Source organism: Methylobacterium sp. WL8 (assembly GCF_008040045.1).
Lineage (GTDB): Bacteria > Pseudomonadota > Alphaproteobacteria > Rhizobiales > Beijerinckiaceae > Methylobacterium > Methylobacterium cerastii.
This window is the reverse complement of record NZ_VRVF01000022.1, coordinates 21856-46853: the sequence shown is the minus strand read 5'-3', so window position 1 is coordinate 46853 and position 24998 is coordinate 21856. Positions and strand designations below refer to the sequence as shown.

At 71.1% G+C, this 24998-nt stretch carries 22 protein-coding genes and 1 pseudogene; 12 read left to right on the top strand and 11 right to left on the bottom strand.

The genetic code is table 11. The features are described 5' to 3' along the window. Positions 1 to 44: 44 nt before the first annotated feature. Together FV234_RS10515 and FV234_RS10510 are read right to left on the bottom strand one after the other, a co-directional pair. The gene (locus FV234_RS10515; RefSeq protein ID WP_147829193.1) at positions 45 to 1298 is read right to left on the bottom strand and encodes an FAD-dependent oxidoreductase; all 1254 of its coding nucleotides are present in this window, start codon (positions 1296 to 1298) and stop codon (positions 45 to 47) included. A gap of 71 nt (positions 1299 to 1369) precedes the next feature. Next, on the bottom strand, positions 1370 to 2641 hold the full coding sequence (locus FV234_RS10510) for a D-serine ammonia-lyase (RefSeq protein WP_147829150.1): 1272 nt from the start codon (positions 2639 to 2641) through the stop codon (positions 1370 to 1372). Positions 2642 to 2987: 346 nt separating this feature from the next. Between FV234_RS10510 and FV234_RS10505 the strand changes: the two genes are divergently transcribed. After that, the gene (locus FV234_RS10505; protein ID WP_147751726.1) at positions 2988 to 3998 is read left to right on the top strand and encodes a 1-aminocyclopropane-1-carboxylate deaminase; all 1011 of its coding nucleotides are present in this window, start codon (positions 2988 to 2990) and stop codon (positions 3996 to 3998) included. 6 nt (positions 3999 to 4004) lie between these two features. Here FV234_RS10505 and FV234_RS10500 read toward each other — a convergent pair whose 3' ends face one another. Next, positions 4005 to 4913 (bottom strand): LysR family transcriptional regulator, encoded by a 909-nt coding sequence (locus FV234_RS10500; protein WP_147751725.1) that lies wholly within the window; start codon positions 4911 to 4913, stop codon positions 4005 to 4007. Further along, entirely contained in the window at positions 4910 to 5086 is a 177-nt protein-coding gene (locus tag FV234_RS26165) for a hypothetical protein (RefSeq protein ID WP_187273641.1), read from the bottom strand. Before FV234_RS26165 ends, FV234_RS10500 begins: the two co-directional genes overlap by 4 nt. Here FV234_RS26165 and FV234_RS10495 point away from each other — a divergent pair. The 7 genes and pseudogenes from FV234_RS10495 (at position 5085) to FV234_RS10465 (ending at position 14570) form a co-directional block, all read left to right on the top strand. Then, positions 5085 to 6611: an ABC transporter substrate-binding protein gene (locus FV234_RS10495; RefSeq protein WP_246686165.1), complete on the top strand. Its 1527-nt coding sequence runs from the start codon at positions 5085 to 5087 to the stop codon at positions 6609 to 6611. The two genes, FV234_RS26165 and FV234_RS10495, sit on opposite strands and share 2 nt — an antisense overlap. A 51-nt stretch (positions 6612 to 6662) precedes the next feature. After that, the gene (locus FV234_RS10490) at positions 6663 to 7577 is read left to right on the top strand and encodes an ABC transporter permease (RefSeq protein ID WP_147751723.1); all 915 of its coding nucleotides are present in this window, start codon (positions 6663 to 6665) and stop codon (positions 7575 to 7577) included. After that, positions 7574 to 8527 carry an ABC transporter permease gene (locus FV234_RS10485; RefSeq protein WP_147829146.1) on the top strand — a complete coding sequence of 318 codons (954 nt, stop codon included), beginning with the start codon at positions 7574 to 7576 and terminating at the stop codon, positions 8525 to 8527. The genes FV234_RS10490 and FV234_RS10485 overlap by 4 nt, the downstream gene beginning before the upstream one ends. Positions 8528 to 8577: 50 nt before the next feature. Further along, complete coding sequence (locus FV234_RS10480) at positions 8578 to 9999, top strand: M20 family metallopeptidase (protein ID WP_147829144.1); 1422 nt, start codon at positions 8578 to 8580, stop codon at positions 9997 to 9999. Between the two features lie 2 nt (positions 10000 to 10001). Beyond that, positions 10002 to 11612, top strand: a pseudogene (locus FV234_RS10475) (ABC transporter ATP-binding protein). Positions 11613 to 11929: 317 nt separating this feature from the next. After that, a complete protein-coding gene (locus tag FV234_RS10470; protein WP_147751719.1) occupies positions 11930 to 12766 on the top strand; it encodes a formate/nitrite transporter family protein in 837 nt (278 codons plus the stop codon). Between the two features lie 64 nt (positions 12767 to 12830). After that, positions 12831 to 14570 (top strand): bifunctional protein-serine/threonine kinase/phosphatase, encoded by a 1740-nt coding sequence (locus FV234_RS10465; protein ID WP_147829142.1) that lies wholly within the window; start codon positions 12831 to 12833, stop codon positions 14568 to 14570. Positions 14571 to 14677: 107 nt separating this feature from the next. Here FV234_RS10465 and FV234_RS10460 read toward each other — a convergent pair whose 3' ends face one another. The 4 genes from FV234_RS10460 to FV234_RS10445 form a co-directional block, all read right to left on the bottom strand. Further along, on the bottom strand, positions 14678 to 15562 hold the full coding sequence (locus tag FV234_RS10460) for an MBL fold metallo-hydrolase (RefSeq protein WP_147829140.1): 885 nt from the start codon (positions 15560 to 15562) through the stop codon (positions 14678 to 14680). Between the two features lie 123 nt (positions 15563 to 15685). Beyond that, positions 15686 to 16252 (bottom strand): cyclase dehydrase, encoded by a 567-nt coding sequence (locus FV234_RS10455; protein WP_238272430.1) that lies wholly within the window; start codon positions 16250 to 16252, stop codon positions 15686 to 15688. Then, the gene (locus FV234_RS10450) at positions 16249 to 17421 is read right to left on the bottom strand and encodes a zinc-dependent alcohol dehydrogenase (RefSeq protein ID WP_147829138.1); all 1173 of its coding nucleotides are present in this window, start codon (positions 17419 to 17421) and stop codon (positions 16249 to 16251) included. The genes FV234_RS10455 and FV234_RS10450 overlap by 4 nt, the downstream gene beginning before the upstream one ends. A gap of 335 nt (positions 17422 to 17756) precedes the next feature. Further along, positions 17757 to 19856: an oligopeptide transporter, OPT family gene (locus FV234_RS10445; protein ID WP_246686164.1), complete on the bottom strand. Its 2100-nt coding sequence runs from the start codon at positions 19854 to 19856 to the stop codon at positions 17757 to 17759. 436 nt (positions 19857 to 20292) lie between these two features. On the opposite strand from FV234_RS10445, the gene gntA reads away from it, so the two are divergent. From gntA to egtD, 3 genes are read left to right on the top strand one after another with little or no spacing between them, the layout of a single operon-like run. After that, a complete protein-coding gene (gene gntA, locus FV234_RS10440) occupies positions 20293 to 21078 on the top strand; it encodes a guanitoxin biosynthesis heme-dependent pre-guanitoxin N-hydroxylase GntA (protein WP_147761711.1) in 786 nt (261 codons plus the stop codon). Beyond that, positions 21075 to 22040, top strand: coding sequence for a class I SAM-dependent methyltransferase (locus FV234_RS10435; protein WP_187273640.1), 966 nt, complete (start codon positions 21075 to 21077; stop codon positions 22038 to 22040). The genes gntA and FV234_RS10435 overlap by 4 nt, the downstream gene beginning before the upstream one ends. Further along, entirely contained in the window at positions 22037 to 22975 is a 939-nt protein-coding gene (gene egtD / locus FV234_RS10430; protein ID WP_147829136.1) for an L-histidine N(alpha)-methyltransferase, read from the top strand. The genes FV234_RS10435 and egtD overlap by 4 nt, the downstream gene beginning before the upstream one ends. 33 nt (positions 22976 to 23008) lie before the next feature. Here egtD and FV234_RS10425 read toward each other — a convergent pair whose 3' ends face one another. After that, on the bottom strand, positions 23009 to 23215 hold the full coding sequence (locus FV234_RS10425; protein ID WP_147761639.1) for a hypothetical protein: 207 nt from the start codon (positions 23213 to 23215) through the stop codon (positions 23009 to 23011). Positions 23216 to 23258: 43 nt separating this feature from the next. Beyond that, on the bottom strand, positions 23259 to 23471 hold the full coding sequence (locus FV234_RS10420; protein ID WP_147815439.1) for a hypothetical protein: 213 nt from the start codon (positions 23469 to 23471) through the stop codon (positions 23259 to 23261). A 163-nt stretch (positions 23472 to 23634) separates the two neighbouring features. Here FV234_RS10420 and FV234_RS26160 point away from each other — a divergent pair, with 163 nt between their 5' ends. After that, a complete protein-coding gene (locus FV234_RS26160; RefSeq protein ID WP_187273639.1) occupies positions 23635 to 23787 on the top strand; it encodes a hypothetical protein in 153 nt (50 codons plus the stop codon). Positions 23788 to 24424: 637 nt separating this feature from the next. Here FV234_RS26160 and FV234_RS10415 read toward each other — a convergent pair. Further along, the gene (locus FV234_RS10415) at positions 24425 to 24919 is read right to left on the bottom strand and encodes an Hsp20 family protein (RefSeq protein WP_147829134.1); all 495 of its coding nucleotides are present in this window, start codon (positions 24917 to 24919) and stop codon (positions 24425 to 24427) included. Positions 24920 to 24998 lie beyond the last annotated feature (79 nt).

The window sequence follows — 24998 nt, the reverse complement described above, 5'->3', positions numbered from 1 at the left end:
TGTTCCGGCCCCTGCGGCCCTATGGACGCCGCCGGAGCCTTCCGTCAGGCCGCCTCGCCCCGCCTGCGCCCGAGCGCCGCCATGGCCTCGTCGGCGGCCCGCTGCCCGCTGTCGTGGGCGCCGTGGGCGGTGGTGAAATCGTGCGGGTGCGTCGCCTCGCCGGCGAAGAACAGCCTGTCCTCGAAGGGCCGGGCGAGCCGCGCCCGCGCACCCGAGCGGCCCGGCAGGGCGCAGCTATACGCGCCGCCGACGGAGGCCATCCGGCTCCAGGACGTCGCGGCCAGCGGCCGGATCGCCGAGGCGATGTCGCCTCCGAACAGCGCGGCCAGCTCGGCTGAGACGTGGGCGAAGCCGGCGGCCGGGCCGTCCTCCGCCACGATGCGGGCGCCCTCGCCTCCGAGGAACGCCTCGATCACCGGCCAGCCGTTGGGGCGGATCGAATAGGCGGCGGCTCGTCGGTCGTGCAGGTTGCCGTAGACGTGCGTGTCCGGCGCGAACGCGGCCTCGCGCCCGATCTCGAGGAAGACCTTCTCGTTGCGGCCGAGCGGCAGGTCGGCGGCGGCCTCGCGCCAGGGCTCGACCCCGGAGGGCAGGTGGATCGCGTCGCCGGCCAGCACCGCGGTCGAGACGGTGAGAATGGCGGCCCCGGCGCGGACGGTGCCGGCGCGCGTGGTGACGGCGACGCCGTCCGCGGTCAGGTCGACCTGCTCGGCGGGGGTGGCGAGCCGCAGAGTCGTCGCGGACGGCAGGCTGGCCGCGACCAGCGTGCCGTAGCCGAGCGGCAGGTGCCAGTTTCGGCCCGTCGCGGCGTCGTCGTAGGCGAGATAGTCGGTGGCCGAGATCGCCTCGGGTGCGACGCCGCTCATGAAGCCGGCGATGGCGCGCACGTAGGCGTTCCAGGGACCGCCGGGCTCCAGGGCGTCGCTCGCCCGGTCGCTGCCCGCCGCGACAAGGCGAAGCCGCTCCTCCCAGTCGCCGTAGGCCCGCTGCGCCGCCGCCTGGCCGTCCGCGTCCTGGGCCAGCGACGGATGCGCCTTCGCCCATGGCGGCTCGCCGCGGTCGACGGGAAAGCCCGAGGCCTCGGCGATGCCGACCCAGGCGTTGCGGTCGCCGGAGTGGAGCCATTCGCAGCCGAAATCGAGCGGATGGCCGCCGAGATCCTGCGTGAAGGCGCGTCCCCCGAGGCACGACGAGGCCTCGAGCAGCAGCGCCGCCTTGCCATGCGCCGCCAGCCGCCGCGCGGCCCCGATGCCGGCGGCGCCTCCGCCTACGATGATGACGTCGAACACGCTGGCCATGGCGCCGTAGGTGAGATCGCCCGAGCGGCGAGACAAGCGCCGCGCCGACCGGATCGGCGGCCGGCCGCCCCTCAGGCCGCTTGTGCGAGGGCGGCCTGGAACTCCGCCTCCGGCAGCAGCGCCCCGCCGGTGGTCCAGACGACGTGCATCGCGTGGGCGACGTCGGGCAGGGCGCCGCAGGCCGGCCCCACTGCCGCGAAGGCCGCCGCCGCCGACGGCTCGAGGCGCAAGCCCGCCCGGTCCCAGAGATCGCGCAGCCAGGTGAACAGGTCGGCGTCGCCCACCGTCACCACGGCCTCGACGAGGCCCCCGACGGTGCCGGCCACCAGCATCGAGGCCGTGGCCACGGCCAGGCCGTCCGCCGCGGTCCGGTTGTCGAGCCCGACCTCGTAGACGCTCACCGACCGCGCCGGGCCTGCGGCGAGCTGCACGAGCATGCAGGGCGCGGCGACGGGCTCGACGAAGACGCAGCGCACGGCGTCTCCGTAGAGCAGTTTCAGGCCGAGGGTGACGCCGCCCGGGGCGCCGCCGACGCCGCAGGGGAGGTAGACGCACAAGGGATGGGCCGCGTCCACGCTCACGCCCGCCGCGTCGAGCTGGCGCCGCAGGTCGAAGGCCGCCGCCGCGTAGCCGAGGAACAGGTCCACCGAGCTCTCGTCATCGACGAAGTGCGCGTCGGCGCGGCCCTCGAAGGCGATCCGCGCGGCGGCGACGGCGCTGCCGTAATCGCCCGCATGCTCCACCACCCGGGCGCCGAGGTCGCGCAGGCGGCGCTTCTTCCACGCCTTGGCGTCGTGGGACATGTGCACCTCGACCTGGAAGCCGAGGGCGCGGCCGATCACCCCGACGCTGAACCCGAGGTTGCCGGTGCTTCCCACCGCGATCGTGTGGACGCCGAAGGCCGCCCGGACATCCGGGTCGGCGAGGCGGGCATAGGAGGACGCGCCCGAGAGCCAGCCCGCGGCGAGGCCGAGCCGCTCGGCCTCGACCAGCACCTCGTAGACGCCGCCCCGCGCCTTGATGCAGCCGGTGATCGGCAGATCGTGGTCGGCCTTCACCCAGGCCGCGGCCCCCGGGCGTCCCGACACCAGGGCGGCCAGGTCGGCGGAGAGCGGCAGGAGGGCCGAATCGATCCGGCCGGTCGCGAGTTCGGGAAACAGCCGGGCGAGGAGCGGATCGAAGCGGCGCCAGCGCGCCTCGGCCGCCTCGACCTCGGCGAGGCCGAAGGCCAGGCCCGGCAGGATCTCGGCGGCGCGGCCCAGGCGCGGGTTGCGCCAGACCGTGGGCCTGCCGTCCCGCACGGCGTCGGGGAGATCGAGCGGGGGCGTGCCGGCGGCGCTCATGCGGACGGTCTCCTGTAACGGGAATCGGCTCGGGCGGACCGGGCCGTCGCGCCGAGCCGGCCGGCCGGGGACGGGTCGGCGGCCGTGCGGCCGTGCTCGTCCACCGGGCCCGGACGGCATCGCACATGCGGCCGCCTGCCTGAAGCCGGCGGCGAATCTCCCAGCTTGGTCGCCCGCACCCAGCGTCCATGAACGATCCTTCCGTTCCAGGGGGCGATGACGCAAGGATCCCGCGGCCAGGAACACTAGGCGTCTCATCGCAGCGAGAACGAAGGCGCATTTCGAGAGCACCTTCCGCCCCGACTTTGCTAGCTTTTCCGGGCTGACCCACGAAGGACCCGCGAAGATGCTGTCGAAGTTCGAGCGCTATCCCCTGACCTTCGGCCCGAGCCCGATCGAGCACCTGCCGCGGCTGACGGCCCATCTCGGCGGCGACGTGCTGATCTACGCCAAGCGCGAGGATTGCAATTCGGGCCTCGCCTACGGCGGCAACAAGCTGCGCAAGCTCGAGTACATCGTGCCCGACGCCATCGCCAGCGGGGCCGACACCCTGGTCTCGATCGGCGGCGTGCAGTCGAACCACACCCGCATGGTCGCGGCGGTCGCCGCCAAGATCGGCATGAAGTGCCGGCTGATCCAGGAGGCCTGGGTCCCGCACGAGGACGCGGTCTACGACCGGGTCGGCAACATCATGCTGTCCCGCATCATGGGCGCGGAGACGCAGCTCGTCGACGACGGCTTCGACATCGGCATCCGCGAGAGCTGGACGAAGGCCCTGGAGGACGTGAAGGCCAAGGGCGGCAAGCCCTACGCGATCCCCGCCGGCGCCTCGGTGCACAAGTTCGGCGGGCTCGGCTACGTCGGCTTCGCCGAGGAGGTCCGCGCCCAGGAGGCCGAGATGGGCCTGCACTTCGACTACATCGTGGTCTGCACCGTCACCGGCTCGACCCATGCCGGCATGGTGGTGGGCTTCTCCGCCGACGGGCGCGCCCGCAACGTGATCGGCATCGACGCCTCCTGCACCCCGGCCCAGACCAAGGCGCAGGTCCTGGAGATCGCCAGGAACACCGCCGAGCTCGTCGGCGCGCGGGCGATCACCGAAGACGACATCGTGCTCAACGAGGACTACGCCTACCCGGTCTATGGCGTGCCCTCGAAGGAGACGGTCGAGGCGATCCGCCTCTCGGCCCGGCTCGAGGGCATGATCACCGACCCCGTCTACGAGGGGAAGTCGATGCAGGGCATGATCGACCTCGTGCAGAAGGGCTTCTTCCCGAAGGGCTCGAAGGTGCTCTACGCCCATCTCGGCGGAGCGCCCGCGCTCAACGGCTACAGCTACACCTTCCGAAACGGCTGAGCCGCGTCAGAAGCCGCCGGACTCCGTCGGCGGCAGCGCCGCCACCAGCTGCCGCAAGAAGGCTTGGACAGCGTGCGGCAGCTTGCGGTCGCGCATCACTTGGACCTGGATGCCGCGCATCAGGCTCATCCGCGCGTGCACCGGGATGCAGACGAGCTCGCCGAGGCGCACCGGCGTCTGCACCGTGAGGGCCGACATCAGCGCCAACCCCTTCGTCCGCCGAACGAAGGGCAGCAGGGCGGAGAGGATGTTGGCCGTGAGCGTCGGCTCGATGGTGATGCCCTCGGCGAGGCAGGCCGCGTCGAAGACCCGGCGAGCCGTGGTGTCGAGGGTCGGCACCGCGATCGGGTAGGGCTTCAGGTCCGCGAGCCGGATCGCGGGTCGGCGCGCCAGGGGGTGATCGGGGGCACTGAGCGCCACCATCTCGACGGCGTTGTCGTAGGCGACCGCGACCAGGCTCGAGGGCGCGAGCGCGAAGGTGATGCCGATGTCGGCGTCGCCCGCCGCCACCACGTGCGTGACCTGGGCGGGGGGCAGCATCTGCACCTCGAAGCGGATGCCCGGATGGGCGGCGTGGAACCCCGCGATCGCGTTCGGCAGCAGGTCGAGGGCGAAACCCTCCGAGGTGGCGACCCGGATGAAGCCGCGCGCCAGGCCCTGCAATTCCTGGATGTCGGCTGCGACCTGCTCGGCCCGCAGCAGGGTCTGGCGCGCGTGTTCCGCCAGCAGCTCCCCGGCCGGGCTGAGCACCATGCCGCGCGGGCGACGCTCGAAGAGGACGCAGTCGAGTTCGCTCTCGAGATTGGAGATCTGCCGGCTGATCGCCGAGGCTGCGATGTTCAAGTGCGTGGAGGCCGCGGCGATCGACCCGGTTCTGGCGACGGCCAAGACGTAGCGAAGGCCCGAAACGTTCATGGAAACCTGTCGATTGCCGAAACGGCACGGCAGCAATCACGAAATTCTACTTGTTGCGATGCCAATTGCACAACACCATGGCACGACGAAAAAAGCGGCAGGTCGATGCGGGCGGTACGATGCTGGCCGTGCGGACGGGTGAGAAGGACCGACATCATGGCGAGCAGGATCATGACGACACACCGCTCCACGGCACGCGCCGCGCTCACCCTGCTGATGTTGGCAGCCAGCGTCCCGGCGCTCGCCGGCAAGGCGAACGACACCCTGGTCTACGCCTCCGACACCGAGCCGGAAAACGTCAGCCCGCATCACAACAGCGCCCGCGAGGGCGTCATCCTGGCCCGCAACGTCTGGGACACCCTGATCTACCGCGACCCGAAGACCGGCACCTACCAGCCGATGCTGGCCACCGCCTGGAAATGGGTCGATCCCGTCACCCTCGAGCTGACCCTGCGCGAGGGCGTGACCTTCCACAACGGCGACGCCTTCGGCCCGGAAGACGTGGCCTTCACCTTCAACTACGTGCTGACGCCGGAAGCCCGCACGGTGACGAAGCAGAACGTCGACTGGATGAAGTCGACGGAGGTCGTCGACGCCCACACCGTCCGCATCCATTTGAAGGCCCCCTTCCCGGCCGCGCTCGAATACCTCGCCGGCCCGACACCGATCTTCCCGGCGGCCTACTTCAAGAAGGTCGGCCTCGACGGCTTCGCCAAGGCGCCCGTCGGCACCGGCCCCTACCGCATCACCGCGGTCGAGAACGGCCGCGGCGTGAAGATGGAGCGCTTCGCCAAGTATTGGCCTGGCAGCCCGATCGGCGCGGCCAAGATCGGCAAGCTCGAGTTCCGCGTTATCCCCGACGCCGATAGCCGCATGGCCGAGCTCGTTACCGGCGGAATCGACTGGATCTGGCGCGTGCCGAGCGATCAGGCCGACCAGCTGAAGGGCGCCCCCAACGTCTCCGTTCTCAGCGCCGAGACCATGCGGGTCGGGTTCCTGCAGTTCGACACCCTCGGCCGAGCCAAGGAGAACTCGCCTCTGAAGGATCCCCGCGTCCGGCAGGCGATCTCGTACGCCATCGACCGCAAGGCCATGGTGGACAACCTCGTGCGTGGCGGGAGCCGGGTGATGAACGCGGCCTGCTTCATCGACCAGTTCGGCTGCACCGACGAGGGCGTGCCGCGTTACAGTTACGATCCGGTCAAGGCCAAGGCGCTTCTCAAGGAGGCGGGCTACCCGAACGGCTTCGAGATCGACCTAGGCGCTTACCGCGAGCGCGACTACGCCGAGGCCGTGATCGGCTACCTGCGCGCCGTCGGCATCACCGCCCGGCTGAACTACCTGCGCTACGCGGCGCTCCGCGACCTCATCCGGGGCGGCAAGGTCTCGATCGCGTTCCAGACCTGGGGGTCGTTCTCCGTACTCGACGTCTCGGCCTTCACGGGCGTCTACTTCCGCGGCGGCGACGAGGACCTGACCAAGGACCCCGAGACTATCGCGGCCCTCCAGGCCGGGGATGGGGCGACCGACCCGGCCGTGCGGAAGGTCAAGTACGCCGAAGCGCTCAAACGCATCGCCGGCCAGGCCTACGCCCTGCCGTTGTTCTCGTACTCGACGAACTACGCCTTCACGTCGGACCTGACCTTCACGGCGCAGCCCGACGAGCTGCCGCGCTTCTACGCGGCGCAGTGGAAGTAACGGCCGGCGCCTGAAGCCGACCGACCGCCGACCGAACGAGGGAGCCGGGCCATGCTGCGATTCATGATCCAACGAAGTCTGGTGGCGCTGGCGGTCGCCGTGACGGTGTCGGTGGCGAGCTTCATGCTCCTGCACCTGTCGGGCGACCTCGCCACCGCCATCGCGGGGCCGGAGGCGACCTCCGTGCAGGTGGAGGCGATCCGGGTCCAGTACGGGCTCAACCAGCCCCTTCTCGCGCAGTTCTTCGCCTGGGGGGCCAAAGCGATCCGGCTCGATTTCGGCAACTCGTTCTACTTCCGCGAGAGCGTGATCGACCTGCTGGCCGCCCGCCTGCCGATCACCCTGTTCCTCGGCGTGGTGGCGCTGGCCGTGGCGCTCTTCGTGGCCATCCCCCTCGGGGTGCTGGCCGCGGTCCGGCGCGACACCTGGATCGACCGGGCCGCCCTCTCGGTCTCGGTGCTGGGCCAGGCCATGCCGAGCTTCTGGTTCGGCCTGACCCTGATCATGATCTTCTCGGTGAATCTGCGCTGGCTGCCGGTCTCCGGCAACACGACCTGGAAGCACTTCGTTCTGCCGGCGATCGCGCTCGGCTACTACGCCATGCCGGCGGTGATGCGGCTGACCCGCAACGGCATGCTGGAGGTCCTGGCCTCGGACTACGTCCGCACCGCCCGCGCCAAGGGCCTGCCACCGCGCAAGATTCTGATCCGGCATGCGCTTCGCAACGCCGTCATCCCGGTGATCGCGCTGGCCGCCGTGCAGTTCGGCTTCATGCTCGGCGGCTCGATCGTGATCGAGGCGGTGTTCTCGCTCCAGGGGCTTGGCCAGCTCGCCTGGGAATCCATCGCCCGCAACGACTTCCCGGTGGTGCAGGCGATCGTGCTGGTCCTGGCGATGATCTACATCGCCCTGACGCTGGCCGCCGACCTCCTCAACGCCTTCCTCGATCCCCGGCTGCGCCAATGACCCTCCAGCCATCCGCCTCCCCCATCGCGGCCGGCTTGCCCGAGACGCCGACGGCCCTCTCGGCCGACAGGCCGGCGGCGCTCCCCGCCGCCCGCTCGCCCACCGCCCTGGCGCTCCGGCGCGGGCTCCGCCACGGCGGCTTCGTGATCGGTGCCGGCATCCTCGGGACCATCCTGCTCTGCGCGCTCGCCGCCCCGCTGATCGCGCCCCACGATCCCTACGCCCAGGACGTCTCCCGGCGCCTGATCCCGCCGATCTGGCAGGCGAAGGGCAACTGGGACCACGTGCTCGGCACCGACAAGCTCGGGCGCGACTACCTCAGCCGCCTGATCTACGGCAGCCAGATCTCCCTGCTGATCGGGATCGCCGCGGCCGCCATCTCGGGCGCGATCGGCACGACGCTCGGCATCTGCGCCGGCTATTTCGGCGGCCGGGTCGACGCGGTGGTGAGCTACGTCGTCACCACGCGGCTGGCCATGCCGGTGGTGCTGGTGGCGCTCGCCATGGCCTCCCTCGTCGGCGGCTCGCTGAAGGTGGTGGTGCTGGTGCTCGGCTTCCTGCTCTGGGACCGCTTCGCCGTGGTCACCCGCGCGGCGACCCGGCAGATCCGCGACCAGGACTTCATCGCCGCGGCCCGCGCCACGGGCTTCTCCCCGGCCCGCATCCTGTTCCAGGAGGTGCTGCCGAACATCCTCAACGCGCTCATCGTGGTGGCGACCCTGGAGATGGCGCACGCTATCCTGCTCGAGGCCGCCCTGTCTTTCCTGGGCCTCGGCGTGCAGCCGCCGCTGCCGTCCTGGGGCCTGATGATCGCCGAGGGCAAGCCGTACATGTTCTTCCAGCCCTGGGTCATCACCATTCCGGGCATCGCGCTCCTGGTCCTCGTCCTGGCGATCAACCTGCTCGGCGACGGCATCCGCGACGTCACCGCCCCCGAGGGGCGGCGCTGAACCGCCCCTGCCCCGCAGAAAACCCCACCGCACCGAGATCGAGTGAGCCCATGTCCCGACACGACGCGATCGCGCGCGCCGCGCGCCACTACGACGAGGGCGGCTTCCTCAGCGTGCTGCAGGACGCCGTCGCCCGCCAGACCGAGAGCCAGACCTCGGGGCAGCTGCCGAAGCTGAAGGCCTATCTCGCCGACTTCCTGGTGCCGCGGATCGCGCCGCTCGGCTTCACCAGCCGCATCCTCGACAACCCGGACGGCGTCCACGGCCCGTTCCTGATCGCCGAGCGCCACGAGGGCGACGCGCTGCCCACCGTGCTGATCTACGGACACGGCGACACCGTGCGCGGCTACCCCGAGCAGTGGCGCGAAGGCCTCGCCCCCTGGACGATCACCATCGAGGGCGAGCGCTGGTACGGCCGCGGCACCGCCGACAACAAGGGCCAGCATATCCTCAACCTCGGCGCGCTGGCGGCGGTGATGGCGGCGCGCGAGGGGCGGCTCGGCTTCAACACCAAGCTGCTGATCGAGATGGGCGAGGAATCCGGCTCGCCGGGACTGCGCGACCTTTGCCGCGCCGAGGCCGAAGCGCTCAAGGCCGACGTGCTCATCGCCTCGGACGGTCCCCGCGTCAGCGCCGAGCGGCCGACGGTCTTCCTCGGCTCGCGCGGCGGCTACACCTTCGAGATGCTGCTGGACCTGCGCGAGGGCAGCCACCATTCCGGCAACTGGGGCGGCCTGCTGCGCAACCCCGGCACGGTGCTGGCCAACGCCATCGCCACCCTCGTCGACGGGCGCGGCAAGATCCTCCTCGACGCCCTGCGCCCGCCCGCTATCCCCGACAACGTCCGCGCGGCGCTCGCCGACATCGCGGTGGGCACCGACCCGACCGCGCCGGCGATCGACGCCGATTGGGGCGAGCCGGGGCTGTCCGCGGCCGAGCGCGTGTTCGGCTGGAACACTCTCGAGGTGCTGGCCTTCAAGACCGGCGACCCGGACGGGCCGCTCAACGCCGTGCCGCCCACCGCCAAGGCGACGCTGCAGTTGCGCTTCGTCGTCGGCACCGACTGGGAAGGCATTCTGCCGGCCCTGCGCGCCCACCTCGACGCCCACGGCTACCCCATGGTCGAGGTCCGCGCCGCCCGCACGGAGGTGTTCCGCGCCACCCGGCTCCCCGTCGAGGACCCGTGGGTCGACTGGGTGCTGGCTTCGATCGCCGAGAGCACGGGCAAGCGTCCGGCCCTGCTGCCGAACCTCGGCGGCTCGCTGCCCAACGACGCCTTCTCGGAGATCCTCGGCCTGCCGACCCTGTGGGTGCCGCATTCCTACCCGGCCTGCCTCCAGCACGGCCCCGACGAGCACCTGCTCGGGCCGCCTTCGCGCGAGGCCCTGATGCTGATGGCGGGCCTGTACTGGGACCTCGCCGAGACCGGGCCGGCGGTGCTCGCCCGGCGCGAAGCCCTCAAGGGAGCCTAAGCATGAACGAGCCCGTCGTCCGCATCCGGAATCTCACCCTGGCGCTGCCGAAGGGCTCGGACCGTCCCCATGCCGTCGAAGACCTCTCCCTCGACCTGATGCCGGGCAAGATCCTCTGCGTCGTCGGCGAGTCGGGCTCGGGCAAGTCGATGAGCGCCTACGCGCTCACCGGCCTCCTGCCTCGCGCGCTGAAGCCGGTCGGCGGGCAGATCCTGTTCGAGGGGCGGGACCTCCTGACCCTGGAAGAGCGCGGCTGGCGTGCCTTGCGCGGTCGCCGCATCGCCATGGTGTTCCAGGAGCCGATGACCGCCCTCAACCCGGTCATGCGCATCGGCGACCAGATCGCCGAGATGTTCGAGGCGCACGGCCTCCTCACGCCGGCCGAGCGCAGGAACCGGGCCGTCGCGCTCGCCATCGAGGTCGGCCTGCCCGATCCGGGCCAGATCGTGCGCGCCTACCCGCACCAGCTCTCCGGCGGCCAGCGCCAGCGCGCGATGATCGCCATGGCGCTCGCCCTCGAACCCTCGATCCTCGTCGCCGACGAGCCGACCACGGCGCTCGACGTCACCACCTAGGCCCAGATCCTCAAGCTGATCCGCGACCTGCAGCGGCGGCGCGGCATGAGCGTCCTGTTCATCACCCACGATTTCGGCGTGGTGGCCGACATCGCCGACCATGTCGCCGTGCTCCAGCGCGGGCGACTGGTGGAGCAGGGCATTGCCGAGACCGTCCTTCAGCATCCGCAGCACCCCTACACCCAGGCCCTGCTCGCGGCGGTGCCGAGCCTGGTGCCGCCGGCCCGCGCTTCCCGCGCGGACGCGCCGCTGGCGCTCTCGGCCATCGGCCTGACCAAGACCTACGCGACGCGGGGCGGCCTGTTCGGCAAGCCGCGCGTGGTCGCGGCGGTGAAGGAGGTGGGCTTCGAGGTCCGACGCGGGGAGACCCTCGGCCTCGTCGGCGAATCCGGATCGGGCAAGTCCACCACCGCCCGCCTCGCGATCCGGCTGATCGAGCCGGACCGGGGCACGGTGCGCCTCGGCAGCCTCGACTACACGGCGCTGGCGCCGCGCGCCCTGCGCGACGAGCGGCGACGCATCCAGATGATCTTCCAGGACCCGTTCGCGTCCCTGAACCCGCGCCGCACCGTCGAGCAGATCATCACCGCCGGCCCGATCGCGCACGGCACGCCCCGGCGCGAGGCGCGCGCCCGGGCGCGCGAGCTCCTCGACCTCGTCGGCCTCTCGGCGAGCGCGGCCGAGCGCTACCCCAACGCCTTCTCAGGCGGCCAGCGCCAGCGCATCGGCATCGCCCGGGCGCTCGCCATGGAGCCCGACGTGCTCGTGGCGGACGAGGCGGTCTCGGCCCTCGACGTCTCGGTCCAGGCGCAGGTGCTCGACCTGCTGGAAGACCTCAAGCAGCGCCTGAACCTCGCGATGCTGTTCATCACCCACGACCTGCGCGTCGCCGCCAAGATCTGCGACCGCATCGCCGTGATGCATCGCGGCGCCATCGTGGAGATGCGCCCCACGACCGACCTCTTTCGCCAGCCGGATCATGCCTACACCCGCTCGCTCCTCGCGGCGGTGCCGGGCCTGCAGGCCGCTCGGCCCTGACCGGGCGCCGGCCTCCAGTTGGAGGGGCGACGCGCGTGTGATCCTGCAGCTCCGCCAGCGAGCACGCCTTCTCGCGCCTGAGAGGGTGCGACCCCGCCATTCGAAGGTCCGAAACGAACCATCGCCGCAGGCGCGATCCGCGAAGGTAACGCGTTTCCGATCGGCCCAGGTCTTGCTTCGGGTTTGCTGACAGGTGGTGTGCCGGCTTCGCGCACATCTCCTGGTGCAGGCCGCGCAATGAAGCGTGGCCGGACGAGGGGCCAAGGGCCGCGCAGTCCGGCGAGCTTTGCAGAAGCCCGAATCGTAAGAGGACCAAGATGGCCTATCTCGCCCCTGCTGAGTTCGTCACCAAGATGGTGGACGCAGGCGAATCCAAGATCTTCATGTCGACCCGCGACACCATCATTCGCGCCTACATGGCTGGCGCGATCCTGGCGCTCGCCGCGGTCTTCGCCGTCACCATCACGCAGCAGACCGGCATCCCCATCCTCGGCGCCGCCCTGTTCCCGGTCGGCTTCTGCATGCTTTACCTGCTCGGCTTCGACCTGCTCACCGGCGTGTTCGTGCTGGCGCCCCTGGCGCTCCTCGACGGCCGGCCGGGCGTGACCTGGGGGGGCGTGCTGCGCAACTGGGGCCTCGTCTTCATCGGCAACTTCCTCGGCGCGCTGACCGTGGCGCTCATGATGGGCTTCGTGTTCACCTTCGGGTTCACCGCGCCGGCCGACAAGGTCGGCGAGTTCATCGCCCACATCGGCGAGCGCCGCACCGTCGGCTATGCCGCGCACGGCACCGGCGGCTGGTTCACGATCTTCATCCGCGGCATGCTGTGCAACTGGATGGTCTCCACCGGCGTCGTCGGCGCGATGATCTCGACCACCGTCAGCGGCAAGGTGATCGCCATGTGGATGCCGATCATGCTGTTCTTCTACATGACCTTCGAGCACTCGGTGGTGAACATGTTCCTGTTCCCCTTCGGCCTGCTCATGGGCGGCCAGTTCTCGGTCGGCGACTACTTCTTCTGGAACGAGATCCCGACCGTGCTCGGCAATCTCGTCGGCGGCCTCGCCTTCACCGGCCTGACCCTCTACACCACCCACGTCCGGACGGCCCCGAAGCGGACCGTCGTCCAGGCGGAGCGCCGCCTCGCGGCCTGATCGCCGGCTCGACCGGTCGGGCCTCGCGCCGCAGGGCGCCGGGCCCGACCGCCGGGATCCGCCGATGCCTTCGTCCCTGACCCTCTCCCTCGGCCAGCACAGCGAGCGCGGGCGCAAGGAGACCAACCAGGACTTCCACGGCGCGCTCGTCCCCGGGCGCGCCGCGCTCGCCCTCAGGGGCGGCGCGATCGCCATCGCCGACGGGATCGGCAGCAGCCCGGTCAGCCACGTCGCGAGCGAGACGGCGGTCCGGAGCTTCCTGTCCGACTATTACGACACCCCGGACACCTGGTCGGTGAAGACGGCGGCGAGCCGGGTCATCGCCGCGACGAATTCGTGGCTCCATGCCGAGACCCGGCGCAACCGGCACCTGCACGACCCCGAGGGCGCGCGCGACCGCGGCTACGTCACCACCTTCAGCGCCCTGATCCTGAGGTCGCGCACCGCGCACATCTTCCACGTCGGCGACGCCCGCATCTCCCGGGTCGTGCGGCGCTCGCTCGAAGCGCTCACCGAGGACCACCGCGTCGTCCTCTCCGCCGAGGAATCCTACCTCGGCCGCGCCCTCGGCGCCGCCGCGCACGTGGAGATCGACCACCACACGGTCGTGATCGAGGGTGGGGACGTCTTCGTCCTGACGACGGACGGGGTGCACGAGCACGTGCGGCCGGAGGCGATCGTCGCCGAGATCGCGCAGCACGGCGACGACCTCGATCGCGCCGCCCGGGAGATCGTCCGGCGGGCCTACGAGAACGGCAGCGGCGACAACCTCACCGTCCAGATCGTGCGCGTCGACGCCGTCCCCGACGGCGAGCTGGACGAGATGTCGGGCCGGGCCGACGACCTGCCGCCGGGCCCCCTCCTCGACCCGCCGACCACCTTCGACGGCTACCGCGTGCTGCGTACCCTGCATGCGAGCCACCGCAGCCACGTCTACCTGGCGGTCGACGGGGAGACCGGGCTCACGGTCGCCCTCAAGGTGCCCTCGACGGACCTGCATGCGGATCCGGCCGGCCTACAGCGGTTGATGATGGAGGAATGGGTCGCGCGGCGTATCGGCAGCCCGCACGTTCTGAGCGCCCCGCCCCGGACCCGGCGGCGCAGCCACCTCTACACGGTGATGGACTATGTCGAGGGCCGGACGCTCGCCCAGTGGATGCGCGACAATCCCAAGCCGGAGCTCGAGGAGGTCCGGCGCCTCGTCGAGCAGGTCGCGGTGGGCCTTCGCGCCTTCCACCGGCGCGAGATGGTGCATCGGGACCTGCGACCCCACAACGTCCTGGTCGACGCCGCCGGCACCGTCCGGATCATCGACTTCGGCTCCACACGGATCGCCGGGCTCGCCGAGGACGACCCGACCGTCGACGAGACGGTGCAGGGCACCGTGCAGTACACCGCGCCGGAATGCCTCGCGGGACGGCCCGCCACGCCGCAATCGGACATCTTCTCGCTCGGCGTGATCGCCTACCAGATGCTCACGGGACGCCTGCCCTACGGCGCGGAGGCGACGCGGGCCTTCAGCGCGGCCCGCGCCCAACGCCTGCATTACGTCTCCCTCGCCGCGGCGCGCACCGGTCTACCCGCCTACGTCGACGCGGCCCTGCGCAAGGCGGTGCACCCCAACCCGGCCCAGCGCTACGAGGTGCTCTCCGCCTTCGTCCACGACCTGCGCCACCCGAACCCGTCGCTGCCCGGCCTCCGGCGGACGGCCCTTCTGGAGCGCGACCCGGTGCTGTTCTGGAAGCTCGTCTCCCTCACCCTGGCGGCGGCGGTCGTCTACCTGCTTGCGCGCTCGGCCCTTTGAGGGGTGCATGCGGCCTCGCGGATGCGCATGCGAGGAGCGGTGTCGCGTGTTGAAAGACCGCTTCCCCTCCCTCCCCACTCTTCGAGGGAGGGAAGACGGGCGCTCGATCACGGTTCGCGATAGGCCGAGCCGTCTTCGGCCTGGGCCGGGTGGGCGACGTAGCGGCCGTGGTCCGGGCCTGCGACGGCTTCGAAGTCTTGCGCCAAGGCGTCGAGGCCGCGGCGCATCTCCGCACCTTCCAGCGGCCGGCCGTGGCCGGTGACGACGCGCTCGGGCCGGAGCGCGGCGAGGCGGCGGACCGAGGCGGCGGCGGCGGACCAGTCGATGGTCAGGTACATCGGCGGGCCGTGGAACTCGGGCTCCTGCAGCGCGACCGCGTAGATGGATTCCTGCGCCGTTGTCACGAAGGCGTCGCCGGCGATCAGCGACCCGTCGGCCTCGCGCCAGAGCGAGACGTGGCCCGGGCTGTGGCCCGGCGTGTGGATCCAGCGCCAGCCTGGCATCGGCGGCACCGTCCCGTCCGCCGGCAGGATGACGAGGCGTACGCCCACGTCGGCCGGTTTCGTCGGGTAGAGCGGCGACAGCAGCGCGAGCGCCCCGCCGCCGACCGTGGGGTCGGGGCTTGGATATGAGGCGCTGCCGTCGAGATAAGGCCGCTCCGCAGCGTGAGCGTAGATCGGCACGTCCCACTCTTCGGCGAGGTCCTCCAGCACGCCGACATGGTCGAAGTGCCCGTGCGTCAGCACGATCGCCGCCGGGCGGGCGCCGGCGCCGAAGCGTGCCTCGGCCGTGCCCTTGATCAGGCCCTTGCCGCCGGGGATGCCGGCGTCGACCAGCACCCATCCGCGGTCGCCCGCGTCGGGTGCGCCGACGAACACGACGTTGACCATCACCACCCGGCGATAGGCGAGATCGGGCAGGAGCGCGTGACTACCGTCCCCGGCGGCCTCGCCGGCGCGCGCGCTGGCCCCGACCGAAACCTGTTGGACCATGTGCCTTGCGCCTTTCGCTTCGGAAGTGATCGCCATTGAGGGGTAACCGTGCGGGCCGGCGGACAGCCGTCGACCGCGCGTGTCGTTTGCCGGCAAATCACTGTAATTTACGGAATGCCGCTATCAGGCGGCGCCGTCGTCCCGCCATGGCCGTAACGCGTCGGGGACGCGGAAATCGGGCGGCGTCTCGAAGTCGGCGGCTGCGCCCCGCATCGCCCGCGGCGGGCGCGGAAAGCCGCTCCGGTCGCGGTAATCGTAGCGGCCGGGCGGGGAGAGGCGCTTGTCGGCCATCAGCCCCTGGGCGCAGACGACGTCGAGCACGGTCACGCCAGCCACCGCCGCGGTTGCCGCGACGAGGTTGGCGCGCTGCTCGCGATCGCCGTCGAAGCCCTGGGCCAGGGTCGCGAGGTCGAGGGCGTCGCCCGCGACGCGGCCGAGGATCCACGGGGTCGGGTCGTGGCTCATGAGGATGGCGACGCCGGTCGCGACCTCGCGCACGCCGTAGCTGCGCACCAACGTCTCGCGCCCTTCGAGGCCGAGGGTGCGGCACAGGCCCCGCGGCGCCGCGAGTTCGAGGAGGCCGAGGCCGATCGAGAACCAGCCGAGGCCGCGGGCGAGTTCCTGGTGGCCGGCCTGGGCGCCGCGACCGGGCGCCGGGCGCGTCGGGTAGGGGTGTCGCATCGTGCTCATGGCCGGATCACCACCTTGATGCAGCCGTCCTGCTTGTCGCGGAAGGTGCGATACATCTCCGGGCCGTCCTCCAGCCCGATCGTATGGGTGATGACGAAGGACGGGTCGATCTGCCCTTCCTCGATCCGCCGCAGCAGGTCGCCGGTCCAGCGCTTCACGTGCGTCTGCCCGGTGCGGACGGTGAGGCCCTTGTTCATCAGGGCGCCGATCGGAAACTTGTCGATCAGGCCGCCGTAGACGCCCGGCACCGAGAGGATGCCGGCGGGCCGGCAGACCATGATCATCTGGCGCAGGACGTGGGCGCGGTCCGTCTCCAGCATCATCGCCTGCTTCGCCCGGTCGTAGACGGCGTCGACCGCGCCGAGCGCATGCGCTTCGAGCCCGACGGCGTCGATGCACTTCTCCGGCCCGCGTCCGTCGGTCATGTCGTTGAGCCGGGCGACGATGTTCGGCTCCGCGTCGTAATCGAGCACCTCGGCGCCCCCCGCCCGCGCCATCTCGAGGCGCTCGGGCACCCGGTCGATGGCGATCACGCGCTTGGCCCCGAGCAGGATCGCCGAGCGGATCGCCATCTGCCCGACGGCGCCGCAGCCCCAGATCGCGACGGTGTCCTCCGGCTGGATGTCGCACTGGACCGCGCCCTGCCACCCCGTCGGGAAGATGTCGGAGAGGAACAGCAGGTGCTCGTCGGGGATGCCGTCCGGCACCTTGATGTGCGTCGAGTCGGCGAAGGGCACCCGCAGGTATTCGGCCTGTCCGCCGGCATAGCCGCCGGTCAGGTGCGTGTAGCCGAACAGGCCCGCCGTGGTGTGGCCGAAGGCGGCGTCGCCAAGCGGCTTGTTGCGGTTGGTGCGCTCGCAGACCGAGAAGTTGCCGCGCCGGCATTGCGGGCACTGGCCGCAGGTGATCGTGAAGGGCACCACGATCCGGTCGCCGACCTTGAGCGCGGTATTGTCCTTCCCGACCTCGACCACCTCGCCCATGGTCTCGTGGCCCATGATGTCGCCCGCCTTCATGCCGGGCATGAAGTGGTCGTAGAGATGCAGGTCCGAGCCGCAGATCGCGCAACTCGTGACCTTGATGATCGCGTCGCGCCCGTCCTCGATGGTCGGATCGAAAACCGTGTCGCAACGGATGTCGGTCGTGCCGTGCCAGACGAGGGCTTTCATCGGCTTCAAGCTCCCGGCCGCCGATCGGAAGGTGCGGCCCATGCGGGTGCAACCTCGGTCGCCGGGGTTGGTTCTGTGCGGTTTCGGACCGAACGGGAGCCCGGGCGGGCTGAAGAAGCCTGGGCGAGGGCGGACGTTTTCGTCCTGACCCCGACGACCGATGGGGTCAGGTCTCGGATGCAGCGAGGATGGCTGGCGGAGGACGCAGCAGAAGCGCTTCAGGATCTGGTCGCGGATGAGGGCAAGTCGTCAAACGATCCTTCGCGCGGCACCTGGGCAGCGGCGGGGACTCGCCCATGACATCTGCCCGCTCCGCCAGACCTTCGAGGACGCGCCTACGCGACGGCTTCGTCCGGCTCCGCCCGCCCGGTCAGCCGGTAGAACACGGCGAGGCCGCCGGCGAAGACGGCCAGTCCCATCCACGTCGCGTAGGAGGCGAAGTCCGGGCCGACGAGGGCGAGCGCCGCGCTGCGGCCGGCCAGGGTGTCGGCGACGGCCAGGATCACCCCGACGAAGCTCTCGCCGACGAGGAAGCCGGAGGCGAGCAGGACGCCGCGGCGGCGCGCCGCCTCCGTCGCCTTGTCGGCGTCATCCCCTTGCGCCTCGGCGCGCCGGCGGAGCCTCCGCTCGGCGAGCCACCCGAGGACGCCGCCCACCGCGATGGTCATCTCGACCGACAGCGGCAGGTACATGCCGATGCCGACGGTGAGCGCCGGGAAGGTGAGCCCGCGCCGCCGCAGCCACGCCTCGACCGCGACCAGCACGGCGCCGAGCCCGGCGCCGACCAGAACCATTCGCCATGGCAGGGTGCCGTGGACGATGCCGGCGGCGATCTGCGAGGTCAGCGCCGCCTGCGGCGCGGGCATGGCGTTGGCGGCGTCCATGCCTTCACGCGGCAGCGAGCCGACGAAGCCATAGGCCTCGTAGAGCAGGGACAGGAGCGGCGCGACGACGGCCGCGCCTACCGCGACGCCGACCACGAGCACCGCCTGCTGGCGCCACGGCGTGGCGTCGACGAGCTGGCCGGTCTTCAGGTCCTGCAGGTTGTCGTTGGCGATCGAGGCCATCGTGACGATGACCGCCGCCACGAGCAGCGCCATCGCGATGACGAAGCGGTCGCCCTCCGGGCCGGCGGAGCGGCCGATCAGCAGCGGCAGCAGCACCGCCGCCGCCATGGCGGTGAGGATGCCGATGCCGGAGATCGGGCTCGAGGACGAGCCGAGGAGGCCGGCGAGGTAGCCGCAGGTGGCGGCCATCAGGAAACCGAACAGCACGGCGAACACGGTGGCGGCGACGACGAGCACGGGCAGGCTTCCGCCGAGCTCGGCGCCGGACGCGAAGTTGGCGAACAGCCACGCCAGCGGCACGGTAAGCGCCAGCAGGGCGCCGCCGACCCAGGTGATCGGCAGGTCGCGCTCGCCCCGCGGGTGGTCGCGGCCGGGCAGGCCCGAGCCGTCCTTGCGCGCCGAGGCGAGCGCCGTCGCCACGCTGCCGAGGACCGGACGAGCGAGCGACCCGACCGTCCAGAGGCCGCCGACCGCAATGATGCCGGCCCCGATCAGCCGGACCTGGCCCGACCACACCGCCTCGGCCATCTCGGCGTGCGTCGCACCCTCACCCTGGCCGAGGGCGGTCAGGAGCGGCACGGCGACGCCCCAGGCGATCGCCACGCCGGTGAGCAGCGCCAGGCACGCGCCGATGCCGACGAGGTAGCCGACGCCGACCAGCGCCAGCGAGAAGCCGGTGCCCAGGCGGAACACGGCGCCTCCGGCTGCGAGCGTCCCATGGACGCCGTCGGCGAGCACCCGGAAGCCGGTGGTCGCGAGCCCGATCGCGCCGGCGCCCGCCGCCGCTGCGAGGAGGTCGCGCAGGCCCCGGGCGCCGGCTGCGCCTTCGCCGGTGCGCAGCACCTCGGCGGCGGCGACGCCCTCCGGGTAGGGCAGGCCCGCGCTCGTCACCAGCGCGCGCCGCAGGGGAATCGAGAAGGCGACGCCCAGCAGCCCGCCGAGGCCGCAGACCGCGCTCGTCTGCCAGAACGGAAAGCCGTGCCAGTGCCCGATCAGTACGAGGCCGGGCAGGATCAGGATGACGTTGCACAGGGTGCCCGCGGCGGAGGCCTGCGTCTGCACGATGTTGTTCTCGAGGATGTTCGAGCCGCCGAGCAGGCGCAGGCATCCCATCGAGATCATCGCCGCCGGGATCGACGACGAGAAGGTCATGCCGGTCTTCAGGCCCATGTAGACGTTGGCCGCGATGAAGACGACCGTGAGCGCGGCGCCGAGCACGATCCCGCGCAGGGTGATCTCGCGCGGACGGGGCCCGTCCGACGATCCCGCTTCCGAAGCCTTCGCTTCCAAAGGCGCTTGGCCTGACGCTCGGGTGATCTGGTTTCGCGCGTCCATCGTGCCCTCGGTCCCGGCCGTCCTGCGCGACATCGACGCATCGTCTTCGGCGAAAACCCTGCCACGGGCGCCGGCTTTCCCGTCCGCGACGCTTTGCCGTCTCACCGACTCCGCGCTGGCCGCGAAGAGCCCGTCCGCGATGATCGCCAGGAGTGCGGCGGACGAAAGGCGGCCCACCGAGGAACGCGGTTATTCAATCGATCGCCAAAGCTGAAGCGACCATAACCTGCGTTAAACTTCGTTCTTCGCGAAAACGTCTTCGGAACAAGCCATTCGAGGCGAGGTTTCCACGGCAGGCCGACGGCAAGCCCCCGATGGGTGCTTCGAACCGCCGGCCTCCGACCTCAACGGCAAGGATTCAACGCAGCCGCCTCGCAGGAGGCGGCGCGCCCGGGCGCGATCGTGACAGGTGCGTATGAATTTCCCAAAAGACATCGATCTCCCAAGAGGTATCGACCTTCCGTGCGACATCGGCTTCCCGAGGGACGATGCCGGCCATCCCCTGGCCGAGCGCTTCCGCGACCTCATCCAGAACCCGTCCTTCCCCTGCGTCGGCGCCAAGGCCGCCCTGGCGCGCGGGCAGATCCGCTTCGTCATCGGGCGTGACATCGGCGCGGCCGACGACGACGCCCGGATGCACGCCGCCCTGATGGCCTTCGTCTGCCGCTACCGGGCGCGACCGGAGCTGTTCCAGAGCCTCGTCGTGATCTTCGATCGCCCTGGCGGCCTGTCGGAAGAAGGCTTCGAGGCCCGGATGTGGGACCGGCTCCAGGCGCTGTCGGATCAGGACAGCCGCCTCGGCCACGCCTACGACGCGCGCGTCGCCCCCGACCCGCAGGACGCGCATTTCTCCCTCAGCTTTGCGGGCGAGGCGTTCTTCGTGGTGGGCCTGCATCCCGGGGCGAGCCGGAAGGCGCGCCTCTTCGCGGCGCCGGCCCTGGTGTTCAACCTGCACGACCAGTTCGAGCGGCTGCGGGCGGAGGGGCGCTACGAGCGGATGCGCGAGACCATCCAAGCGCGCGACGTGTCGTGGGCGGGCTCGGTCAACCCGATGCTGACCCGCCACGGCGAGCGCTCGGAGGCGCCGCAATACAGCGGGCGCCAAGTGCCCGACGACTGGGCGTGCCCGTTCCAGCGCCGTGCGGTGGAGCTTCGGCGCGAGGCCGGGCCGATCGCGGCGGACCTGCGCGGCGGGGCGTTCCGGGTGCCCCCCGCCACTAGGCGGTCGCCATCCGCCGCGGACCGGACGCCATGAGCGACCCTTTCATGAGCGACCGCTTCGATGCGAACCCCGCCCTCGTCGCCCTTGTCGAGCGTTTGCGCGCCACCGGCTATGCCTTCACCACCGTGACACCCGCCACCCATGCCCGCGTCAACGCCCGCCCCCGCAACGCGCGGGCGCGCAGCTTGCGCGACGTGTTCGGCTGGAGCCGGCCCTTCGTCGAGGACCTGCTGCCGCCGGACCTGTTCGCGGCGATGCGCGAGGCCGGCGTGCTGGCCCGCGACGGCGACGCCTGGCGCGCGACGATCCGGGTTTCGAGCCTGGACGGCGGCCTGTTCGTCCACTCCGCCTACCCGCCCGACGCCACCGACGTGGTGTTCTTCGGCCCCGACACCGCCCGCTTCGTTGCGGCCGTGGTCGAGCATCTCGACGGGCGCACGGCGGCGGTCCAGCGTGCGGTCGACGTCGGCTGCGGCTCGGGGGCTGCCGGCATCGCGATCGCCCGGCGCAACCCGGAGGCCGAGATCATCCTCGTCGACATCAACGACGCGGCGCTCGCGGCGGCTGCGACCAACGCGCAGCTCGCGGGCGCCCACGGCGTCGTGCCGTGCCGCAGCGACCTCCTCGGGGGGGTCGAAGGCGAGTTCGACCTCGTCGTCTCGAACCCGCCGTTCATGCTGGACCGCGCCGGGCGAACCTACCGCGACGGCGGCGGGGCCTACGGCGAGGGCCTGTCGCTCGCCGTGGTCGAGGCCGCCTGCGCCCGCCTCGCGCCGGGCGGCAGCTTGGTGCTGTTCACCGGCTCGGCGATCGTCGAGGGGGAGGATCCGTTCCGCCAAGCCGCGACCGCCGCCTGCGAGGCGGCCGGGCTGAGCTGGTCGTATCGCGAGTTCGACCCGGACGCCTACGGCGAAGAGCTCGAGGGACCGGCCTACGCCGACGCGGAGCGCATCGCCCTCGTCGTCCTCACCGCGACGCGCGGGAGCCAGCGATGACGCCGGAAGAGACGGCCGAGCGAGACGCGTTCCTGCGCGCTACGCTCGCCGGCCTGGGACAGACGCCAAAGCGACTGCCGGGCAAGTACCTGTGGGACGAGGCCGGCTCGATCCTGTTCGACAGGATCTGCGATCATCCCGACTACTATCCGACCCGGCGCGAGATGGCGCTGCTGCCGCAGGCGGTGTCGGAGATCGCGACGCTGGTCGGGCCCGGGGCGACGATCGTCGAGTACGGCAGCGGCGCGAGCCGCAAGATCCGCACGCTGCTCGACGGCCTCGACCGGCCGCGCCGCTACGTGGCGATCGACATCTCGCGCGACTACCTCGAAACCTCCGTCCGGACGCTGGCGCAGGACTATCCCGAGATCGCGATGATCCCGGTCTGTTCCGACTACGCCGAGCCGATCCGGCTCCCCGTCGACCTCGCCGACGGCCCGGTGCTCGGGTTCTTTCCCGGCACCAGCATCGGCAACCTGGCGCCGGCCGAGGCAGAGGCCTTCCTGGCACGGGCGCGCGACACCCTCGGGCCGAGCCACCTCCTGGTCGGGGCTGACCCGACGCAGGACGCCGACCGGCTGCAACGGGTCTACGGCGGCTGCGACGGGCTGATGCCGGCGCTCCACCTGAACTACATCGGGCGGCTGAACCGCGAACTCGATGCCGGTATCGACCGCGACGCCTTCCGCCACGAGATCCGCATCCTGCGCGACCCGTTGCGGGTCGAGGCCCACCTCGTGGCCGCCCGCGCCGACACCTGGCACCTCGGCACGGACGCGGTCCACTTCGCGGCCGGCGAGAGCGTCCGCACCGACGTTTCGCATAAGCACTCGCCCGACGTGTTCCAGGCGCTCGCCGGACGGGCCGGCTGGACGCCCAAAAACGTTTGGCTCGATCCGGACGGCTTGTTCAGCCTGCACCTCCTGAGCCGCTGACGGTTCGGGGCCGACCCGCGCCGGATCGATCCGTCAGGGCGTGCGCTCAGAACCGGTACGGCCGCCGGCATCGCCGTCCGCCTGCGACTGGGCGATCATCGCCCGGACTTGATCGACCACGACCCGGGCTGCCTCGCGCTGGGCCTGCGCCTCCAGGCGGACCGCTCGCGATCGCGCGATCACCGCGCGCGACTCGGCGATCACGCTCGTCGGAAGATCGGAATCGGGTGCGTCGGGCATCGCCCAAATTTACCTGGCTCCGAAAAAGTCGCAACGTCGCACGTTAAAGTGCGGCATCCTGAGGGGCCGCAGGCGACGCACCGCCGGCCACCGCGCGGACGTAGGACAGCACCTCGCGGCGCGCGTCTGCATCCGAGATCGCGTGCCAGGAGGCGAGCAGGGCCGCCGTCTCGTTCATCGCGTTGGCTTCGACCTCGAAGAAGTCCGTGACCGGGCAATCCAGGGCCTCGGCGATCCTCGCCAACTTGGCGATCATAAGCCCGTTGCTCAGCTCAGCCTCGGCTATATCTGGCTTCTGCATACTGTGGCGCTTCTATCGTCTACGTTGTTGCGCGGCTTTGGCTTGCCGGCCATAGTAGCGTCGCGTCGCGACATCGATTGCGCGCAACATTTTGCCCGAATCCAGGTGGGGGTCAACGGTGGCGACGGACACGCTCGACCGCATGGCCGAGGTCTGCCTCGAAGCGCATGCCCTGATCGAGGCCCACGGAACACCCGAGATGCGGGCGACGATCCGCCTGCTGCTGCTTCAGCTCGGCCGCGAGCTGGTTCGCCGTGAGGCCGAGTCGTAGAGGGAGCGCGAGGACCGCTGACCCCGTAGGTGGCCGACCCCGGCGTCCCGGCACACGACGACCTGAGGTCCACCACCTCGCGCAGCTCGGTCTCACACCTCCCGAGCCGGATGTCCTGTCGCAGACGGCAGCACAGGACTGGAACTTGACCGCGCAACCCCCGGTAGGAGGCAGTGAGGGGGAGGGAAGGACCGCACCATGCCGCAGATGTTCGACTGGATCTTCTTCGCCATCATCCTCCCGTTCCCCGCCTTCCTGGCCTGGGACTGGTACCGAAACCGCTAGGACGTTTTCAGTTTCGCTCGGATCGTATCCGGTGGTGGCGAAGGCGGTGGCGCGCGTCTTGGGCTGCCCCGTGTGAATTCGCTTTGCAGCTCGGCCTCGCCATGATGGCCCAGTCCGCCACCGCCCCCGAAAAGGGCGTGCGGCATGCGCTGGCGGCCGTTCGAACGCTTCGACGCACCACCCGCGGTGCCGAAGCGGGCGCGAGTCCCCCCTCGCCCGCTCGGGAGGGCGGCAGTGCGGCGCCGCTCCCGTCTTGTCCGGCGCCCTGGTCGGCCCCCGCAAAGAAAAACGCCCCGGCCATCGGCCGGGACGCTCCTTCTCAAGTCATGCGACCAGGGTCAGCAGACCAAGGTCAGGCGGCCTTCTGGACCTCGGCCGGGACCTCGGTGGCTGCGCCTTCGATCGCCGGCGCGCGGGTCTTGCCGCCGATGGCGATCTCGATGCGGCGCGGCTTCTTCGCCTCAGGGATCTCGCGGACGAGGTCGACGTGGAGGAGGCCGTTTTCCAGCGCCGCGCCCGTCACCTGGACGTAGTCGGCGAGCTGGAACCGGCGCTCGAAGCCGCGGGCGGCGATGCCCTGGTGCAGCACCTCGGCGCGACGCTCGGGATCAGGCTTGCGCTCGCCCTTCACGGTCAGCGCGTTCTCCCGCACCTCGATCGACAGGTCGGCCTCGGTGAAGCCGGCCACCGCCACCGTCACGCGGTAGGCGTTCTCGGCGGTGCGCTCGATGTTGTAGGGCGGGTAGGTCGGCACCGCGTCGGTCGCCACGAACTGGTCGACGGCCGAGAACAGGCGGTCGAAACCGACGGTGGAACGGTAGAGGGGAGCAAGATCGAACTGACGCATAAGACACATCCTCCGTGGAGCAACATGCTGATTTGAGTCTATGGTCCGCCGCGTGGGCCGGACCGGGCTCGTACCGCCT

Bases quoted from the DNA above. Each gene is read 5' to 3' on its own strand.
- FV234_RS10470 (WP_147751719.1), top strand. From the start codon at position 11,930: ATGGCCTATCTCGCCCCTGCTGAGTTCGTCACCAAGATGGTGGACGCA.
- FV234_RS10485 (WP_147829146.1), top strand. From the start codon at position 7,574: ATGACCCTCCAGCCATCCGCCTCCCCCATCGCGGCCGGCTTGCCCGAG.
- FV234_RS10510 (WP_147829150.1), bottom strand. From the start codon at position 2,641: ATGAGCGCCGCCGGCACGCCCCCGCTCGATCTCCCCGACGCCGTGCGG.
- FV234_RS10420 (WP_147815439.1), bottom strand. From the start codon at position 23,471: ATGATCGCCAAGTTGGCGAGGATCGCCGAGGCCCTGGATTGCCCGGTC.
- FV234_RS10500 (WP_147751725.1), bottom strand. From the start codon at position 4,913: ATGAACGTTTCGGGCCTTCGCTACGTCTTGGCCGTCGCCAGAACCGGG.
- FV234_RS10445 (WP_246686164.1), bottom strand. From the start codon at position 19,856: ATGTCGCGCAGGACGGCCGGGACCGAGGGCACGATGGACGCGCGAAAC.
- FV234_RS26165 (WP_187273641.1), bottom strand. From the start codon at position 5,086: ATGATCCTGCTCGCCATGATGTCGGTCCTTCTCACCCGTCCGCACGGC.
- FV234_RS10425 (WP_147761639.1), bottom strand. From the start codon at position 23,215: ATGCCCGACGCACCCGATTCCGATCTTCCGACGAGCGTGATCGCCGAG.
- FV234_RS10435 (WP_187273640.1), top strand. From the start codon at position 21,075: ATGAGCGACCCTTTCATGAGCGACCGCTTCGATGCGAACCCCGCCCTC.
- FV234_RS10450 (WP_147829138.1), bottom strand. From the start codon at position 17,421: ATGAAAGCCCTCGTCTGGCACGGCACGACCGACATCCGTTGCGACACG.
- FV234_RS10415 (WP_147829134.1), bottom strand. From the start codon at position 24,919: ATGCGTCAGTTCGATCTTGCTCCCCTCTACCGTTCCACCGTCGGTTTC.
- FV234_RS10515 (WP_147829193.1), bottom strand. From the start codon at position 1,298: ATGGCCAGCGTGTTCGACGTCATCATCGTAGGCGGAGGCGCCGCCGGC.
- FV234_RS10495 (WP_246686165.1), top strand. From the start codon at position 5,085: ATGACGACACACCGCTCCACGGCACGCGCCGCGCTCACCCTGCTGATG.
- FV234_RS10480 (WP_147829144.1), top strand. From the start codon at position 8,578: ATGTCCCGACACGACGCGATCGCGCGCGCCGCGCGCCACTACGACGAG.
- egtD (WP_147829136.1), top strand. From the start codon at position 22,037: ATGACGCCGGAAGAGACGGCCGAGCGAGACGCGTTCCTGCGCGCTACG.
- FV234_RS10460 (WP_147829140.1), bottom strand. From the start codon at position 15,562: ATGGTCCAACAGGTTTCGGTCGGGGCCAGCGCGCGCGCCGGCGAGGCC.
- FV234_RS10465 (WP_147829142.1), top strand. From the start codon at position 12,831: ATGCCTTCGTCCCTGACCCTCTCCCTCGGCCAGCACAGCGAGCGCGGG.
- FV234_RS10490 (WP_147751723.1), top strand. From the start codon at position 6,663: ATGCTGCGATTCATGATCCAACGAAGTCTGGTGGCGCTGGCGGTCGCC.
- FV234_RS10505 (WP_147751726.1), top strand. From the start codon at position 2,988: ATGCTGTCGAAGTTCGAGCGCTATCCCCTGACCTTCGGCCCGAGCCCG.
- FV234_RS10455 (WP_238272430.1), bottom strand. From the start codon at position 16,252: ATGAGCACGATGCGACACCCCTACCCGACGCGCCCGGCGCCCGGTCGC.